Source organism: Pseudomonas sp. V88_4 (assembly GCF_029967985.1).
Classification (GTDB): Bacteria; Pseudomonadota; Gammaproteobacteria; order Pseudomonadales; family Pseudomonadaceae; genus Aquipseudomonas; species Aquipseudomonas glycinae.
In genome coordinates this window covers 185,929-202,422 of sequence record NZ_JASCAF010000048.1, presented here as the reverse complement: position 1 = coordinate 202,422, position 16,494 = coordinate 185,929, and the positions used below count along the sequence as shown (strand labels likewise).

Below are 16,494 nucleotides of genomic sequence, written 5' to 3'. Positions count from 1 at the left end.
CTTATGCTCGGTCCACTCTCAACCGACTGCAACAATGAGGTATGCCATGCGTGAAGTGGTGATCGTCGACAGCGTACGGACCGGCCTGGCCAAGTCCTTTCGCGGCAAGTTCAACCAGACCCGTCCCGATGACATGGCGGCCCATTGCGTCAATGCGTTGCTCTCGCGCAACGACATCGACCCGGCCAGCGTCGAGGATTGCATCGTCGGCGCCGGCTCCAACGAAGGCGCCCAAGGCTACAACATCGGCCGCAACGTGGCGGTGCTCTCGCAACTGGGCACCGGCACCGCCGGCATGACCCTCAATCGTTTCTGTTCGTCGGGCTTGCAGGCGATTGCGATTGCCGCCAACCAGATCGCGTCGGGTTGCAGCGACATCATCGTCGCCGGCGGCGTCGAGTCGATCAGCCTGACCCTGAAAAGCGTCAACACCGATCACCTGATCAACCCGTTGCTCAAGCAGCAGACGCCGGGCATCTACTACACCATGGGCCAGACTGCCGAAGTCGTTGCGCGCCGATATGGCGTCAGCCGCGAGGCCCAGGATCGCTACTCGCTGCAAAGTCAGATCCGCACCGCCCAGGCGCAGGCAGCCGGCCTGTTCAACGATGAAATCGTGCCGATGGCGGTGAAGTATCGCGTTGAAGACAAAAACAGCGGTGACGTGCAGATCCTCGACGGCCTCGTCGATCGCGACGACTGCAACCGCCCGGACACCACCTATGAAAGTCTCGCCGGGTTGAAACCGGTGTTCGCCGAGGACGGGTCGGTGACCGCCGGCAACTCGTCGCAGTTGTCCGACGGCGCCTCGATGACGCTGGTGATGAGCCTGGAAAAAGCCCTGCAACTGGGGCTCAAGCCGAAAGCATTTTTCCGTGGGTTTACCGTGGCCGGGTGCGAGCCGGACGAAATGGGTATCGGCCCGGTGTTCTCGGTGCCGAAGCTGCTCAAGGCCAAGGGCTTGCAGGTAGCAGACATCGATCTGTGGGAATTGAACGAAGCGTTCGCTTCGCAGTGCCTGTACGCCCGTGACCGGCTGGAAATCGACAACGAGAAGTACAACGTCAACGGTGGCTCGATTTCCATCGGTCACCCGTTCGGCATGACCGGGTCACGGCAGGTCGGGCATCTGGTGCGCGAGTTGCAGCGGCGCAATCTGCGCTACGGAATCGTGACCATGTGTGTGGGCGGGGGGATGGGCGCGACCGGGTTGTTTGAGGCCGTACGCTAGGCCTTGAATGATACGTTGACCGGCAAATCGTAATCGCGGACAAGCCCGCTCCCACAGTGCTCGAGTGTGCTCACAATTCAGTGGCCAACCCCGAGCCTGTGGGAGCGGGCTTGCCCGCGATGGGGTTCAGCACGGCCTACCTGCTGGCATCCATCAATTGCATCCGCGCGATGTACGCGCGGATTTCCTGCTCGGCTTTCTCGGGACTGTCGAACGGCCCCTCGAGGGTATTTTCCCGGGTGCTGAAGTACAGTTCGCCGTTGACCCGGCACACGCGGTCGCTGCGAAAGTGCGTGGCGGGGGCGGTGTCCTGGGCGCGCATGCCTAACATGACGGGGTCTCCTTGGTGAGTGTTGTCCCGGGCTGGATCCAATGAGCTTATGCCTGAACCACTTACCTTGCCCGGCCGGCCGATCAACGGCCCATCGTCAATTTTCTGCTGCGACCTGCACAGTTTCATTTGCGGCTGAAGCGCAACTGTCCCTGTGTCGCGCAGAGTCTGTGCGCCTAGAATGAGCGCTCCTGTCTCTGGCGCTTGGGGTTCTCATGCACGTTTCATCGGGTCGTTGGGTGTACGGCATGTTCCTGGCGTTATTGACGGCTTTTCTGTGGGGAATCCTGCCGATCAAGCTCAAACAGGTGCTGGTGGTGATGGACCCGGTCACGGTGACCTGGTTTCGTCTGCTGGTGTCCGGCGGTTGCCTGTTCATTTATCTGGCGGCGACCAAACGCTTGCCGAGTCGCAAGGTGCTGGGGCCGAAGGGCGGCTGGCTGGTGCTGATGGCGGTGCTCGGGCTGGTGGGCAACTACGTGCTTTACCTGATGGGTCTGAACCGGCTCAGCCCCGGCACCGCGCAACTGGTGGTGCAGATGGGGCCGATCATGTTGCTGATCGCCAGCCTGTTCGTGTTCAAGGAGCGCTTCAGTATCGGTCAGGGCATTGGCCTGGCAGTGCTGCTGATCGGTTTTGCGTTGTTCTTCAATCAGCGTCTGGCGGAATTGCTCACCTCTTTATCTGATTACACCGCCGGTGTGTTGCTGGTGCTGCTGGCCTCGACCGTCTGGACCTTCTATGCGCTGGGCCAGAAGCAATTGCTGACGGTGTGGAATTCGTTGCAGGTGATGATGGTGATCTACCTGTTCTGCGCTCTGTTGCTGACACCTTGGGTGCGTCCGCTCGAAGCGCTGTCGCTGAGCCCGTTGCAGGGCTGGCTGCTGCTGGCGTGCTGCATGAACACCCTGATCGCCTACGGCGCGTTTGCCGAAGCGCTGGCGCACTGGGAGGCTTCGCGGGTCAGTGCGACGCTGGCGATCACGCCGTTGGTGACGTTCGGTGCGGTGGCCGTGGCGGCGGGGGTGTGGCCTGAATATGTGCATGCCGAGCAAATCAATCTGCTGGGGTATGGCGGGGCGGTGCTGGTGGTGCTGGGTTCGGCGCTGGTGGCGCTGGGGCCTTCGTTGATTGCCGGGCTCAAGGCCCGGCGGGCAAAACTGTTGGTCGGATGACCTTCCCGTGCGGGGCACGGGAAGGATCGGTATGACTCAGCCCTTGGCGCCGGCTTCGATCATGTTCTCCGGCCGCACCCAGGCATCGAACTCCTCATCGGTCAGATAACCCAGCTCCAGCGCCGCTTCGCGCAGGGTCTTGCCTTCGCTGTAGGCTTTCTTGGCGATTTCCGCCGACTTGTCGTAGCCGATGTGCGGGTTGAGCGCCGTCACCAGCATCAGGCCGCGTTCCAGATGTTTCGCCATGACGTCGGCATCCGGCTCAAGACCGGCGATGCAATGCTGCTGGAAGTTGCTGCAGCCATCAGCCAGCAGGCGGATCGATTGCAGCAGGTTGTGGATGATCACCGGTTTGAACACGTTCAGTTGCAGGTGACCCTGGCTGGCGGCGAAACCGATTGCCACATCGTTGCCCAGCACCTGACAGGCCAGCATCGACAACGCCTCGCACTGGGTCGGGTTGACCTTGCCGGGCATGATCGAGCTGCCCGGTTCGTTGGCCGGCAGGCGCACTTCGGCGAACCCGGCTCGTGGGCCGGAGCCCAGCAGGCGCAGATCGTTTGCAATTTTCATCAGCGCCACGGCGAGGGTTTTCAGGGCGCCGGAAAGGGTGGTCAATGGTTCATGACCGGCAAGGGCGGCAAACTTGTTCGGCGCGGTGACGAACGGCAGGCCGGACAACGCCGCCAGTTCAGCGGCAATCGCTTCGCCGAAACCGTGGGGCGAGTTGAGCCCGGTGCCGACGGCAGTGCCGCCCTGCGCCAGTTCGCAGACCGCCGGCAACGCCGCGCGAATCGCCCGTTCGGCGTAATCCAGCTGCGCTATGAATCCGGAGAGCTCCTGACCAAAGGTGATCGGCGTGGCGTCCATCATGTGGGTGCGGCCGGTCTTCACCAGCTTCATGTGCCGCGCCGAAAGTTCGGCCAGTCCGCCCGACAGCTCGGCGATGGCTGGCAGCAGTTGGGTCTGCACCGCTTGCGCGGTGGCGATGCTCATGGCAGTGGGGAAGCAGTCGTTGGAGCTCTGCGAGCGGTTGACGTGATCGTTGGGGTGCACCGGCGTCTTGCCGCCGCGCGGGTTGCCGGCCAGTTCGTTGGCGCGCCCGGCAATCACTTCGTTGACGTTCATGTTGCTTTGGGTGCCGCTGCCGGTCTGCCAGACCACCAGCGGGAACTGGTCGTCATGCTGGCCGTCGAGCACTTCGTCGGCGGCCTGTTCGATCAGGCGGGCAATGTCGGCGGGCAGGTCGCCGTTGCGGTCATTGACCCGGGCCGCGGCTTTCTTGATCAGGGCCAGCGCGTGCAGTACCGGCAATGGCATGCGTTCCTGACCGATGGCGAAGTTGATCAGCGAGCGTTGCGTCTGAGCGCCCCAGTAAGCGTCGTCCGGGACCTCGATCTGGCCCAGGCTGTCGGTTTCGATACGGCTCATCGTGCACACTCCTGTTGGTCTGTTTGCGCAGTTTAGGCCCGGCTCACGCCGGGTGGTTCCATCCCTTCGATTGTTGACCCGCCGGCCCCCGCCAATCAAGCACGGCAAGGGCCGGGGGTTGAGCCGCAGCGTTATTCAGGCGCAGAATGGTCGCCCTTGGGGTTTTACCTCGCCTAGCTGAAAAGGAAACTCGATGACTCGTCTTCGTGCCATCTGCACCGCGGTTGCTCTGGTCTGCGCCAGCGGCCAGGTGCTTGCCGATACCGCCAGCCACAACGCCAGTGCCGAAACTTTCCTGACCCTGGCGCACGCTGACAAGCTGGGCACTCCGGTGTACATGCAGGTGCAGCAGATGTTCGCCCAGCGTTTTGAACAGACCAAGGCGCCGGAATCCAAGAAAGCCGTGCTGGATACCTACCAGGCCAAGGCCAATGCCGCTCTGGACCAGGCCATCGGCTGGAACAAGCTGAAGCCGGACATGGTCAAGCTCTACACCAGCAACTTCAGCGAACAGGAACTGAAAGATCTGGTCGCGTTCTACCAGTCGCCACTGGGCAAGAAAGTCCTGGAAAAAATGCCGCAACTGACCCAGCAGTCGGCCCAGATGACCCAGGCCAAACTGGAAAGCGCCGTACCGGTGGTCAACAAGTTGCTGGACGACATGACCAACGAGCTGGCACCGAAAGGCGCAGCTCCAGCCAAGAAGAAGTAAGCGGAGTTCGTGATGACCATGCAACAACGCATCGAATCGACGCTGGCGCTGCTTCAGCCTGAGCATCTGCAAGTGCTGGACGAAAGCCACATGCACAGTCGAGGGTTGCAGACCCACTTCAAGGCAGTGGTGGTCAGTGCGCAGTTCGAAGGCCTGAACCGGGTCAAGCGCCACCAGAAAGTCTATGGCACGCTCGGCGAGCTGATGGGCGAGTTCCATGCGTTGGCGCTGCACACCTACACCCCGCAGGAATGGGCAGAGGTCGGGGCCGCTCCGGCATCACCGACCTGTGCCGGAGGAAAGCACTAAAAGCAGCTACAAGCTTCGAGAGGCAAGCTGCAAGCTAAAGGCGCCTTGTTCTGGCTTGCCGCTTGAAGCTCGTCGCTGGTAGCTGCTTTTTTGCTAGAATCCGCAACGCGCCGCTCACCCGGCGCGTTTTTTTTCGCATCCGGTTCACCCTTTACGAGGGTAGCCACCTGGAGAAATACCCATGACACAACCGATTGTCGTGGCGGCACTGTACAAGTTCGTCACCCTCGAAGATTACGTCAACCTGCGCGAGCCTCTGCTGCAAGCAATGGTCGATAACGGCATCAAAGGCACCTTGCTGATCGCCGAAGAAGGCATCAACGGCACGGTGTCCGGCAGCCGCGAAGGCATCGACGGCCTGCTGGCCTGGCTGCGCAATGATCCGCGCATGGTCGATATCGATCACAAGGAATCGTACTGCGACGAGCAGCCGTTCTATCGCACCAAGGTCAAGCTCAAAAAAGAGATCGTGACCCTGGGCGTCGAAGGCGTCGACCCGAACAAGAAGGTCGGCACCTACGTCGAGCCCAAGGACTGGAACGCGCTGATCAGCGATCCGGAAGTGCTGCTGATCGACACCCGCAACGATTACGAAGTCTCGATCGGCACCTTCGAAGGCGCCATTGATCCGAAAACCACCAGTTTTCGTGAATTCCCTGACTACATCAAAGAGCACTTCGACCCGGCCGTGCACAAGAAGGTCGCAATGTTCTGCACCGGCGGCATCCGCTGCGAGAAGGCGTCGAGCTACATGCTCGGCGAAGGCTTCGAAGAGGTTTATCACCTCAAGGGCGGCATCCTGAAGTACCTCGAAGAAGTACCGCAGGAAGAAACCAAATGGCAGGGCGACTGCTTCGTCTTCGACAACCGCGTGACCGTGCGGCATGACCTGAGCGAAGGCGACTACGATCAATGCCATGCCTGCCGTACCCCGGTCAGTGTTGAAGATCGCGCCTCCGAGCATTACGTGGCCGGCATCAGCTGCCCGCACTGCTGGAACTCCCTGAGCGAGAAGACCCGCCGCAGCGCCATCGACCGCCAGAAGCAGATCGAACTGGCCAAGGCACGCAACATGCCGCACCCGATCGGCTACAACTATAAGCAAGCATCCACCGAGGCTTAATCATGTCTGCACGCCTGCTCTATGTGATGGATCCGATGTGTTCGTGGTGCTGGGGATTTGCCCCGGTGGCCAAGGCATTGGTGGAGCAGGCGCAGGCCGCCGGGGTGGAACTGCACCTGGTGGTCGGCGGGTTGCGCACCGGCAGCGGTTCGGCGCTGGAGCCAACCACCCGGCGCTACATTCTCGAACACTGGCAGGCGGTCACCGAGGCCACCGGCCAGCCGTTCAAGTTCGAAGGCGCGTTGCCCGACGGTTTTGTCTACGACACCGAACCGGCCTGCCGGGCCATCGTCACCGCGCGCAGCCTGGCGCCGGATTGCGCGTGGAAACTGGTCGGGCTGATCCAGCACGCGTTTTACGCTGAAGGTCGCGATGTCACCCAGGCCAGCGTTCTGGTGGAGCTGGCGGAGAAGGCCGGCGTCCCGCGCATCGAATTTGCTGCCCTGTTCGATCATGCCGATCAACACAAGGCGACCCAGGCCGATTTTACTTGGGTCCAGGATCTGGGCATCGCCGGCTTCCCGACCCTGCTCGCCGAACGCAACGGCCAACTGGCGTTGCTGACCAACGGTTACCAGCCGCTTAGTGAACTGTCGCCGTTGCTCGGTCGATGGCTGGAGCGCGCGGCCTGTGTCTGACCCGGCCGATGACACGCCAGCCGTCAAGCGTGTCGACCGGCTGAGCTGGGCTGAAGTCCGGCGACTGGCACTTCATCACAAAAAATCCCTGTGGATCGCCAACGGCGTGGCCGTACTGGCGACGCTGTGCAGCGTGCCGATTCCGTTGCTGTTGCCGTTGCTGGTGGACGAAGTCCTGCTCGGCCATGGCGATGCCGCGCTGAAAGTCATGAACCACCTGCTGCCCTCGATGTGGCAGCAGGCGGCGGGCTATATCGGCCTGATGCTGGTGGTGACGCTGACTCTGCGTTGCAGCGCCCTGTGTTTTGGCGTTTTGCAGGCGCGATTGTTTGCGCGGCTGGCCAAGGACATCGTGTACCGCATCCGCGTGCGGCTGATCGAGCGTCTGAAACGGATCTCGCTGGGTGAATACGAAAGCCTGGGCAGCGGCACCGTTACCACGCACCTGGTCACCGACCTCGACACCCTCGACAAGTTTGTCGGAGAAACCCTCAGCCGTTTTCTGGTGGCGATGCTGACGCTGGTCGGCACTGCCAGCATCCTGATGTGGATGCACTGGAAACTGGCGCTGCTGATCCTGCTGTTCAACCCCTTGGTGATTTACGCCACGGTGCAGTTGGGCAAACGGGTCAAACACCTGAAGAAACTGGAGAACGACAGCACCTCGCGTTTCACCCAGGCGCTGAGCGAAACCCTCGATGCGATCCAGGAAGTGCGTGCCGGCAACCGTCAGGGCTTCTTCCTTGGGCGCCTTGGCCTGCGGGCTCAGGAAGTGCGCAACTACGCGGTCAACTCGCAGTGGAAGACCGACGCTTCGAATCGCGCCAGCGGCCTGTTGTTTCAGTTCGGCATCGATATCTTCCGCGCGGCGGCCATGTTGACGGTGTTGTTCTCTGACCTGTCGATTGGCCAGATGCTCGCGGTGTTCAGCTACCTGTGGTTCATGATCGGCCCGGTCGAACAACTGCTGAACCTGCAATATGCCTACTACGCGGCAGGCGGGGCGCTGTCGCGGATCAATGAACTGCTGGCCCGCGCCGACGAGCCGCAATATCCCGGCGGCGTCGACCCGTTCAAGGGCCGCGATACGGTCGGGATTCAAGTGCAGGGTCTGAGCTTCGGTTATGGCGACGAACTGGTGCTGGATCAGTTGAACCTGTCCATCGCCCCCGGTGAAAAAGTAGCGATTGTCGGCGCCAGCGGCGGAGGCAAGAGTACCCTCGTGCAATTGCTCTTGGGCCTGTACACACCACTGGCGGGGACGATCCGTTTCGGCGGCTCGAGCCAGCAGGAAATCGGCCTGGAAACGGTTCGGGAAAACGTCGCTGTGGTGTTGCAACATCCGGCGCTGTTCAACGACACCGTGCGCGCCAACCTGACCATGGGTCGTACCCGCAGCGATGAAGCCTGCTGGCAGGCACTGGAAATCGCCCAGCTCGAACCTACCATCCGCGCCTTGCCGGACGGTCTGGACAGCATCGTCGGCCGCTCCGGCGTGCGCCTGTCCGGGGGGCAGCGGCAACGGCTGGCCATCGCCCGGATGATCCTCGCCGAACCCAAAGTGGTGATCCTCGACGAAGCGACGTCAGCCCTCGATGCTGCGACCGAATACAACCTGCACCAGGCCATGGCGCGCTTTCTCCATGGTCGCACCACACTGATCATCGCCCACCGCTTGTCGGCGGTGAAACAGGCCGACCGGGTGCTGGTGTTCGACGGCGGGCAAGTGGCTGAAGATGGCGACCATCAGCAACTGATTGCCGATGGTGGGTTGTACGCCAAGCTTTATGGGCATTTGCAGCGGTTGTAGTTCAGTTCCATAAAACCTGTAGCGCGCCTGCTTCGCCTTTATGCCCGAACTCCTTCATGACCAGTGAACATGACCCGCAGGGTGGCATCGTGGTTGCGACGTCCACCGACTTCAATTCCAGCGGGTCAGGATATTTCTCGCGTATCACGCGAATCAGCTTGCTTTCACTGTCCAGAGAGGTCGGCCGGGCTGCCAGCTCAGGTGTGTAGTTATCGATGTCCTTGATGGTCAGCGGTACCGCAGCCAGACGCCCTCTATCCGTCAATTCCAGGTTGGTCTTGCCGACAGTCAGGCTGTAGTCGATGTTGATGTAGGTGGTGTCGCCGATTTTTACGTGATTGGCACCCAGATGGCGGAAAACCGGCAGGTGTCTGGTTGTGCCCTGAGCACCGGAGACGCTGACGTAAACCTCTCGCATGCCTTTTGCGTTGATGACTTCGGCATAGGCGATGTTTCGAGCGTTGCCTGTACGGTCAAATCTGCGCATCAAATGTTGCAACTTTTGCATCGTGACTTCGATGCGCAGCGCCGCGTTGGTGTCCGGTGGATTGATCACCGGTGACAGGAACAAGGTGTCGAAAATTTCTGCTGTGCGCTTTCGCAAGGCTTCTGGTGCGTCTTTGCTTCGCGCCCAGGTCGTGGCGCCTTCGGCACGGCGGGCGACGATCATCCGCGTCGAATGGTCGAACATCAGGGCTTCGCCGGGGCTGGTATCCACTTTGAGCCATTTCATCCCGGCCGGCGGGCTGGCTGCGGTGCCCAGCGCAATCGCAATGTCGTCCATGGTTGTCAGGGCGCGTTCGACCTCTGCAGCCGAATGGATTCGTGCGGTGTTGTTGGCGTTGAGCGACCCGGTATAAACCCTCTTCAATTCTTCGGCCAGGTCGGTGGGCAGGGTTTGAGCCTTGCGCAAAACCAAGGGGTCGGAAAAGGCCTGTGTCGGCAAGCGCTCGGTGACGTAGAAGTCTGCGGCGTTCAGTCGGGTGAATACATAGTGCTTTGAATTGTCTTTCGCAGGCACGATGATCGCCCCGACCTCAAGCGTATCGAACCGTTTTGAACCTTTGGACGGGAGGCTGACCTTGATTCGTGCATAGATTCCCTTTTGAAACGCTATCGAGGCATTGAGTTGTTTGTAGGTCTTTATGGCACTTTTCAGCAAGGGTCGCGTCGAGTTGGCCGGTCTATAGAGGGTGTCCCCGAACCAGGGGGCCCAGCCTTTGCTGTCATCGAAGCTCCCGGCTGCGGGCGTCGGCGCCGGATTGCGGGTGACATAACTTGTTCGGCAAACGTCCCCTGGCGCACGGCTCACCCGACATGGCAGGGGTTTGAAGAGGGCCTTTTCCTCAATCAGATCGGCCCGACGCAATTGATCGCCATCCAGACGATAGGGGATGTCATCAATCAACAGCGTGGTTCGGCCATCGATCTCCAGCATTTCACGAACATGGGCGTGTTCCGGGACTTCGGCCAGAGCGTGGGATTCGGTGGGCGGCAGCTTCCTGAAAGTGGATCTGCCCTGGATGAGATCCCGGCTGTTGTTGCGCAGGCGCGGGCCATAGGGCAGGGATGTCAACGGGTCGACCAGATGCAGTTGTTCCAGATCCAACGCATTTGTGTGACGCACAATCACGTCATCGATGCCGTTGACCGTTGCCAGCTCGTCAGTATTGGCCAGCGGCTTCCAGTTCCCCGGATCGATGGCCTGGGGCAGGTTATGAACCAGTCGGTAGCTGTCAGCATGTCCCGTGAGTTTTCTGATGCCGCCGATACTCGCCCGACCGATGAACAGCAGTCCTCTGCCAGCACCGCTTCCCAGACTTTTAAGCAGTGTGGGAATGCCATCAAGCGGGTTGAGATTTGCCAGTGAGTTGGTCAGAAGCTTGCGAGTCAGCGTCGAGAAGGACGGCAGGCTCGCTTTGATAGCCATGCGACTGCTGCCGACAGTGGCACGAAGCAGGCGCACTGAGCCCGAGATGAATTTGCCGATAGGGCAAAGGAACGATGCGAGATCAAACAGGAGTCCGACCCCGCCCATGATTTTGCCTGAGGTGCTGTCCGACAGAAGATCGTCGATACTGCCCCAGAAAGGCACGAATCCCTTGACGATGGAAACGAACGTTTCCAGGCGCTTCTCGGTTTTCGCCCGAGCGGCGTCGAAGGACGTCATGCCGCGGGCCTGTATGTGCAGTTGCTGTTTATCTACATAGAGAAAGTTCGTTGCGATATAACCCGCCAGTTCATTCAGTCGGGATGTCGTAAGGAGGGCTTCACCCTCGGCATCCGTCGAGCCGGATGATACCGCTGCCGGCATGAACCCCATGATATCGAGGTATCCCGGACACGATGCCCGCTCTGCCGGCACTCTGCCGTGGAAGTGGGCGGACCAGTCGAGCAGGAGGGAAGTGCTCAGATTGCGCTCGGGCGAATAGCTTTGTCCCGGGATCGAGGCGTGCAGTGGAAACTCTGTTCGAACGCCATCGATTGTGGAAAACCTCAAACCGGTTCGCTGACGAACGACGCCCGCGCTCGGGATGAGTTCGTAGTAAGTGATGTCTGTGTTGTAAATCACTTTCAGGACGAATCCCTTCCTTGCCCGGATTTGCTCCGACTTCTCGTTCGGCGCGGTTTTCTGCCGCAGGCTCAGCACCTGGACTTCACCTCGAGCCAGCGCTCGGCGATCTGCCGCTGGCAGTGATCTGAGCAAACTGGCAATCAGCGATTGATAAGCCTGTCTGATGGTTGTCAGGTAGCCGTTGAACGCAATTTCGAACCGGGCGTTGATGTCAGGCAAGAAATTGCCGGCCCAACTGTAGACGCCGTCTTCGACCCGGTCATAACCGCCGCGCCAGTTTTCCCGCTCGGCATGGAGCACTCGCTGTCCATCGAGCCTCAGTGCTGTGGTCGAACGCGTTGTACCATCGGGCATGGAGACGATCCATCGCTTGCTGCCATCAAGCTGACCGTCTGCATAGACGTCGAGAAAGTCCTGGCCCTGCTGCTTCTTCAGATCCAGTGGTGCCCTGGAATGGCTGTGACTCGGATCCGCCGACATCAATTTGCGCCCGTCCCGTGCGAACGTGACGCCTCTGAAAACGTTCGTCATGACCTGCCTGGCCATCTGCAGTCGCTCAGGTGGACGCAAGTCCAGTGTCTTCACGGCGTTGTTCAGGCGCTCGGTGTGCTCTTCCAGAGCCGACAGTGCGCGGTTGATATCTTCCTGGTCGTAAGCGGTTGGCGTTCGCTGCGCAATGGCGCCCGTGCAGACGGCCCATTCCAGGGCAGGAGCTATACGCAGTCGTGCAATCGCCTCAAGTTGTTCGGCCGATGCGCCGGCGCTGCGTTGCAGCGGCAGATCAACCAGTTGCTGGAAGGACAAGGGCGCTGATTGATCCAGACCGGTTTCCTCGGCCAGCAGTACGCCGTGCATGAAGTTCACCCAGACCACGGAGGTCTTGTAACGAAGCTCCGGTGGCACATCGCGCACGCTGAAATCTTTCGAAAGGCGGGTCTGGAATACCCGAGCCAGAAGGATCGCCTCTTTGGTGTTGGCAACCCGGCCGCTGCGCAGCAAATGCTGTTCGAATTCGTGGCGCAGGGTCTGGTAGCTCTTGCCCCAGTGGGCCGGGTCTTGCCAGTGAAAACCGGCGAGCGCTTGCGGCTCGTCAGCTGAGGGGGTGTGCAGATAGAGGCAGATGGCTTTGCAGATCAACTGATAACGCACCGACGCCGGCGTCTGTTCGCCTGGGGACGCGCCGTACCATTTGAGCTTTTTCAGTAGCCGTTCTGTCAGATCAAGCGATTCCGGGGTATTGAGTATTCGCTGGAGGAAAACCGAAGGTGTCGCGCGCAGCGCTTCCGGGGCCGCGAGGCGCAGGATATCGCCACTCAAATGACGAATCAGCGAGGGCTTGCCGATCAGAAAGGATTTGACCGTTTCGATCATTCGTTCATTGATGCTTTTCGCCGTGTACTGTTCAAGGGTCATGGAGGGCGCAGGGGCTGGTGTCGCAAGCTGCGCGGCCTTGAACCTTTTCCGGTCCCTGGCGGTCGGTCGGGGAACCAGGGATTCGATATCCGGGCCGGCATCCAGACCCAGCGTCTTGCGAGCGCTCGATTCTGCAATTGCCGATGGATCGATTGAAGCTGGAGACGTCGAGGTCATGTCACACTCCTTGTGAAAGCATTCCCGCCACAAAGGGAGAATGCCTGGAGTGCCCAGTTAATCGGTCCCGCCTGCAGGTGTGGCCGTATATATGTCTATCCGGCTTCTGTCCTGAACTGAGGCGGATCCGTCGCTTGCCGGAACCGGGAAGGCCTCCTAGTCTTGAGGGGATGTTCGCAGGACGATCAGGCAGTGCTCATGCAAGGAATACCATGAAGCAAAAGCGGACTCTCGGAACGCCTCGGTTGTTGGGCATCGTCTGGCCATTCATCGCCGTCGTGTTGTTTCAGGCGTTGCTGGGGGGCGTGAGTCTTTATGTCCTGTCGGCCGTTCGCGGTTATGTGGCGGGCGAGAGCCTCTGGTCCAAGGGCCAGAAGGACGCCATCTATTACCTCAACCTGTACGCCGACAGCCGTGATGATGCGATCTACCTCAAGTACCAGAACGCCATTGCCGTGCCTCAGGGCGGTCATCAGTTGCGTCTGGCACTGGACAAGCAACCGCCCGACCTGCAGGCGGCACGCGAGGGCATTCTCAAGGGCGGCAACCACCCGGACGATGTCTCCAGCCTGATCTGGCTGTACCTGAATTTCCGTCACTTCAGTTATCTGGAAATTGCCATCGACCGCTGGACCCTGGGCGATGCCTATCTGGTAGAGCTCGACGGCGTGGCGCAGGAGATGCATCAGCGCATCACCGCCAATGCCGCCACCGAGGCCGATATCCGCCGCTGGAAAGACCGGATCTTTGCGATCAACGACGGCGTGACCCCGGCCGCCAAGGCGTTCAGCGATGCCCTGGGTGAAGGCTCGCGGATGATTCTGCGCCTGCTGCTGTTTACCAACCTGGCCACCGCACTGGGCCTGATCGTGCTGGCGCTGCTGCGCACCCGCAAACTGCTCAAGCAGCGCCATGCTTTCGCCGAAGCGTTGCAACTGGAAAAAGATCGCGCGCATGTCACCCTGCATTCGATTGGCGACGGTGTGATCACCACCGACGTGAGCGGGGCGATCGACTACATGAATCCGGCCGCCGAGGCGTTGACCCACTGGAAGGCCGAGCAGGCGTCCGGTCTGCCGCTGGCGGCGTTGTTCAATTTGCTGGATGACAACGCCCAGACGGAAGGGTTGACCCTGATCGAGCACATTCTCAGTGGCCAGCTGACCGGCGGCAGCGAACACTCGAAGCTGATCCAGCGACTGGACGGCAGCACGGTGTCGGTGACCCTGGTCGGCGCGCCGATCCGCAATGCCGGCAAGGTCAGTGGGGCGGTGCTGGTGCTACATGACATGACCCAGGAGCGGCAATACATCGCCAATCTGTCATGGCAGGCCACCCACGATGCACTGACCGGGCTGGCCAACCGACGCGAGTTTGAATACCGGCTCGAACAGGCGCTGCACAACCTGACACGCCAGGCCGGGCGGCATGCGCTGATGTTCCTCGATCTGGATCAATTCAAACTGGTCAATGACACCTGCGGGCATGCGGCCGGCGATGAGTTGCTGCGGCATATCTGCGCATTGCTGCAATCGGGTCTGCGCGAAGGCGACACCCTGGCGCGGCTGGGCGGCGACGAGTTCGGCATCCTGCTGGAGAACTGCGCACCGGAGGCGGCCGAGAAGATCGCCGAGAGCTTGCGTCAGACCGTGCAAAACCTGCACTTTGTCTGGAAGGGGCGGCCATTCCTGACCACCGTCAGCATTGGTCTGGTGCACGTCGCACAGAACCCGACCACTCTCGAAGCCTCGTTGCGGGCCGCCGACATGGCTTGCTACATGGCCAAGGAAAAGGGCCGCAACCGGGTGCAGGTCTACCATGCCGACGACTCGGAACTGTCCCTGCGTTTTGGCGAGATGGCCTGGGTGCAACGCCTGCATATGGCTCTGGAAGAAAACCGCTTCTGCCTCTATGCCCAGGAAATCGCCCCGCTGGGTTCGGTTGCCGTTGGCAAGGGCGGACATATCGAAATTCTGCTGCGTCTGCATGACGAAGCGGGCCGGATGATTCTGCCGGACAGTTTCATACCGGCGGCAGAGCGTTACGGTTTGATGACCTCGCTGGATCGATGGGTTGTTCAAAATGTATTTAAGGTTATTGCTCAATGTATTAACGATAAGTGCGAAGGCCCTCTGGCAATGTGTGCGATTAATCTTTCAGGCATTACTATCGGAGATGACGCGTTCTTGCACTTTCTGCGGGAACAGTTTGATAACTACGGCATACCGCCTGAAATGATTTGTTTTGAAATTACAGAAACCAGTGCCATTGCAAATCTCGGGAGCGCAATCAGATTTATTAATGAACTCAAAGGCTTGGGATGTTATTTCTCACTGGATGACTTTTGCGCCGGAATGTCTTCATTCGCTTATCTGAAACATTTGCCTGTAGACTTCCTGAAGATCGACGGGAGTTTCGTAAAGGATATGCTGGACGACCCGATTAACCGTGCAATGGTCGAAGTGATCAATCACATCGGGCATGTCATGGGTAAGCAGACAATTGCCGAGTTTGTTGAAACAGCGCAGATCGAGCAGGCATTGCTTGAAATCGGCGTGGATTACGCTCAGGGTTATGTAGTGGAGCGTCCGCAGTTGTTTACCTGTGACAGTTTGCAAAGTCGGCCCGCCAGACCGCAGCCGTTGTTATTCAAGGCGCCTGGCACGTTCCGTTGAAATCTCTTGCCGATCCTTACAATCACAAATCAAAAGGAGCCGAACAGTGATCGACACATTCAACCGAACCGGACCACTCATGGAAGCTGCAAGTTATCCCGCCTGGGCGCAACAACTGATCCAGGATTGCAGCGAGAGCAAACGCCGGGTTGTCGAACATGAACTTTATCTGCGTATGCGTGATAACAAGCTCAGCGCCAGAACCATGCGCCAGTACCTGATCGGGGGCTGGCCCGTCGTTGAGCAATTCGCGTTGTACATGGCGCAGAATCTCACCAAGACCAAATTCGCCCGTCATCCGGGTGAAGACATGGCGCGGCGCTGGCTGATGCGCAATATCCGCGTCGAACTCAACCACGCCGATTATTGGCTGCACTGGAGCCGGGCTCATGGGGTGAGCCTGGAAGATTTGCAGGCGCAGCAGGTGCCACCGGAATTGCACGCCCTGAGCCACTGGTGCTGGCACACCAGTTCGGCGGATTCACTGATCGTGGCCATCGCGGCCACCAACTACGCCATCGAAGGCGCGACCGGGGAGTGGTCGGCGCTGGTGTGTTCGACGGGTGTCTATGCCGCCGCTTTTCCTGAAGAGGATCGCAAGCGGGCCATGAAGTGGCTGAAGATGCACGCCCAGTACGACGATGCCCATCCGTGGGAAGCGCTGGAGATCATCTGCACCCTCGCCGGGATGAACCCGAGCAAAGCCTTGCAGGCGGAGCTGCGACAGGCGATCTGCAAGAGTTATGACTACATGTACCTGTTCCTCGAGCGCTGCATGCAGCTCGAACTGTCGGAGCGGGTGATGGTCGGGCGTGAGCGTCGGGCACTGGTCGAGAGCTAGTTTCGGCGACATCAATAAAAAAAACGGGAGCCCTGGCTCCCGTTTTTTGTTGG

Annotated in this window: 12 protein-coding genes; 9 read left to right on the top strand and 3 right to left on the bottom strand. The window is 60.0% G+C overall.

All coding sequences use genetic code 11. The features are described from left to right. Positions 1–46 precede the first annotated feature (46 nt). Positions 47–1,231 (top strand): thiolase family protein, encoded by a 1,185-nt coding sequence (locus tag QLG12_RS28210; RefSeq protein ID WP_197869150.1) that lies wholly within the window; start codon positions 47–49, stop codon positions 1,229–1,231. A 136-nt stretch (positions 1,232–1,367) separates the two neighbouring features. Here QLG12_RS28210 and QLG12_RS28205 read toward each other — a convergent pair whose 3' ends face one another. Continuing rightward, positions 1,368–1,562 (bottom strand): DUF6316 family protein, encoded by a 195-nt coding sequence (locus QLG12_RS28205; RefSeq protein ID WP_197869149.1) that lies wholly within the window; start codon positions 1,560–1,562, stop codon positions 1,368–1,370. Between the two features lie 215 nt (positions 1,563–1,777). On the opposite strand from QLG12_RS28205, the gene QLG12_RS28200 reads away from it, so the two are divergent. Continuing rightward, positions 1,778–2,737, top strand: a complete 960-nt coding sequence (locus QLG12_RS28200; protein WP_197869148.1) for a DMT family transporter — start codon at positions 1,778–1,780, stop codon at positions 2,735–2,737. Positions 2,738–2,773: 36 nt separating this feature from the next. Here QLG12_RS28200 and QLG12_RS28195 read toward each other — a convergent pair whose 3' ends face one another. Next, on the bottom strand, positions 2,774–4,168 hold the full coding sequence (locus QLG12_RS28195) for a class II fumarate hydratase (RefSeq protein ID WP_011335386.1): 1,395 nt from the start codon (positions 4,166–4,168) through the stop codon (positions 2,774–2,776). A 193-nt stretch (positions 4,169–4,361) separates the two neighbouring features. Here QLG12_RS28195 and QLG12_RS28190 point away from each other — a divergent pair, with 193 nt between their 5' ends. The 5 genes from QLG12_RS28190 (at position 4,362) to QLG12_RS28170 (ending at position 8,760) form a co-directional block, all read left to right on the top strand. Next, positions 4,362–4,880: a DUF2059 domain-containing protein gene (locus QLG12_RS28190; RefSeq protein ID WP_011335385.1), complete on the top strand. Its 519-nt coding sequence runs from the start codon at positions 4,362–4,364 to the stop codon at positions 4,878–4,880. 12 nt (positions 4,881–4,892) lie between these two features. Then, positions 4,893–5,189 (top strand): BolA family protein, encoded by a 297-nt coding sequence (locus QLG12_RS28185; protein WP_197869147.1) that lies wholly within the window; start codon positions 4,893–4,895, stop codon positions 5,187–5,189. Between the two features lie 181 nt (positions 5,190–5,370). Next, entirely contained in the window at positions 5,371–6,312 is a 942-nt protein-coding gene (locus QLG12_RS28180) for a rhodanese-related sulfurtransferase (protein ID WP_064383409.1), read from the top strand. 35 nt (positions 6,313–6,347) lie between these two features. Further along, a complete protein-coding gene (locus tag QLG12_RS28175) occupies positions 6,348–6,950 on the top strand; it encodes a DsbA family protein (RefSeq protein WP_170928299.1) in 603 nt (200 codons plus the stop codon). Then, positions 6,943–8,760 carry an ABC transporter ATP-binding protein gene (locus tag QLG12_RS28170; RefSeq protein ID WP_011335382.1) on the top strand — a complete coding sequence of 606 codons (1,818 nt, stop codon included), beginning with the start codon at positions 6,943–6,945 and terminating at the stop codon, positions 8,758–8,760. The genes QLG12_RS28175 and QLG12_RS28170 overlap by 8 nt, the downstream gene beginning before the upstream one ends. Before the next feature lies 1 nt (position 8,761). Here QLG12_RS28170 and QLG12_RS28165 read toward each other — a convergent pair whose 3' ends face one another. Next, on the bottom strand, positions 8,762–12,925 hold the full coding sequence (locus QLG12_RS28165) for a hypothetical protein (protein ID WP_282475597.1): 4,164 nt from the start codon (positions 12,923–12,925) through the stop codon (positions 8,762–8,764). A 212-nt stretch (positions 12,926–13,137) separates the two neighbouring features. Here QLG12_RS28165 and QLG12_RS28160 point away from each other — a divergent pair, with 212 nt between their 5' ends. Beyond that, positions 13,138–15,600: an EAL domain-containing protein gene (locus QLG12_RS28160; RefSeq protein ID WP_236194012.1), complete on the top strand. Its 2,463-nt coding sequence runs from the start codon at positions 13,138–13,140 to the stop codon at positions 15,598–15,600. Positions 15,601–15,646: 46 nt separating this feature from the next. Continuing rightward, positions 15,647–16,441 carry an iron-containing redox enzyme family protein gene (locus QLG12_RS28155; RefSeq protein ID WP_064383403.1) on the top strand — a complete coding sequence of 265 codons (795 nt, stop codon included), beginning with the start codon at positions 15,647–15,649 and terminating at the stop codon, positions 16,439–16,441. Positions 16,442–16,494: the final 53 nt, after the last annotated feature.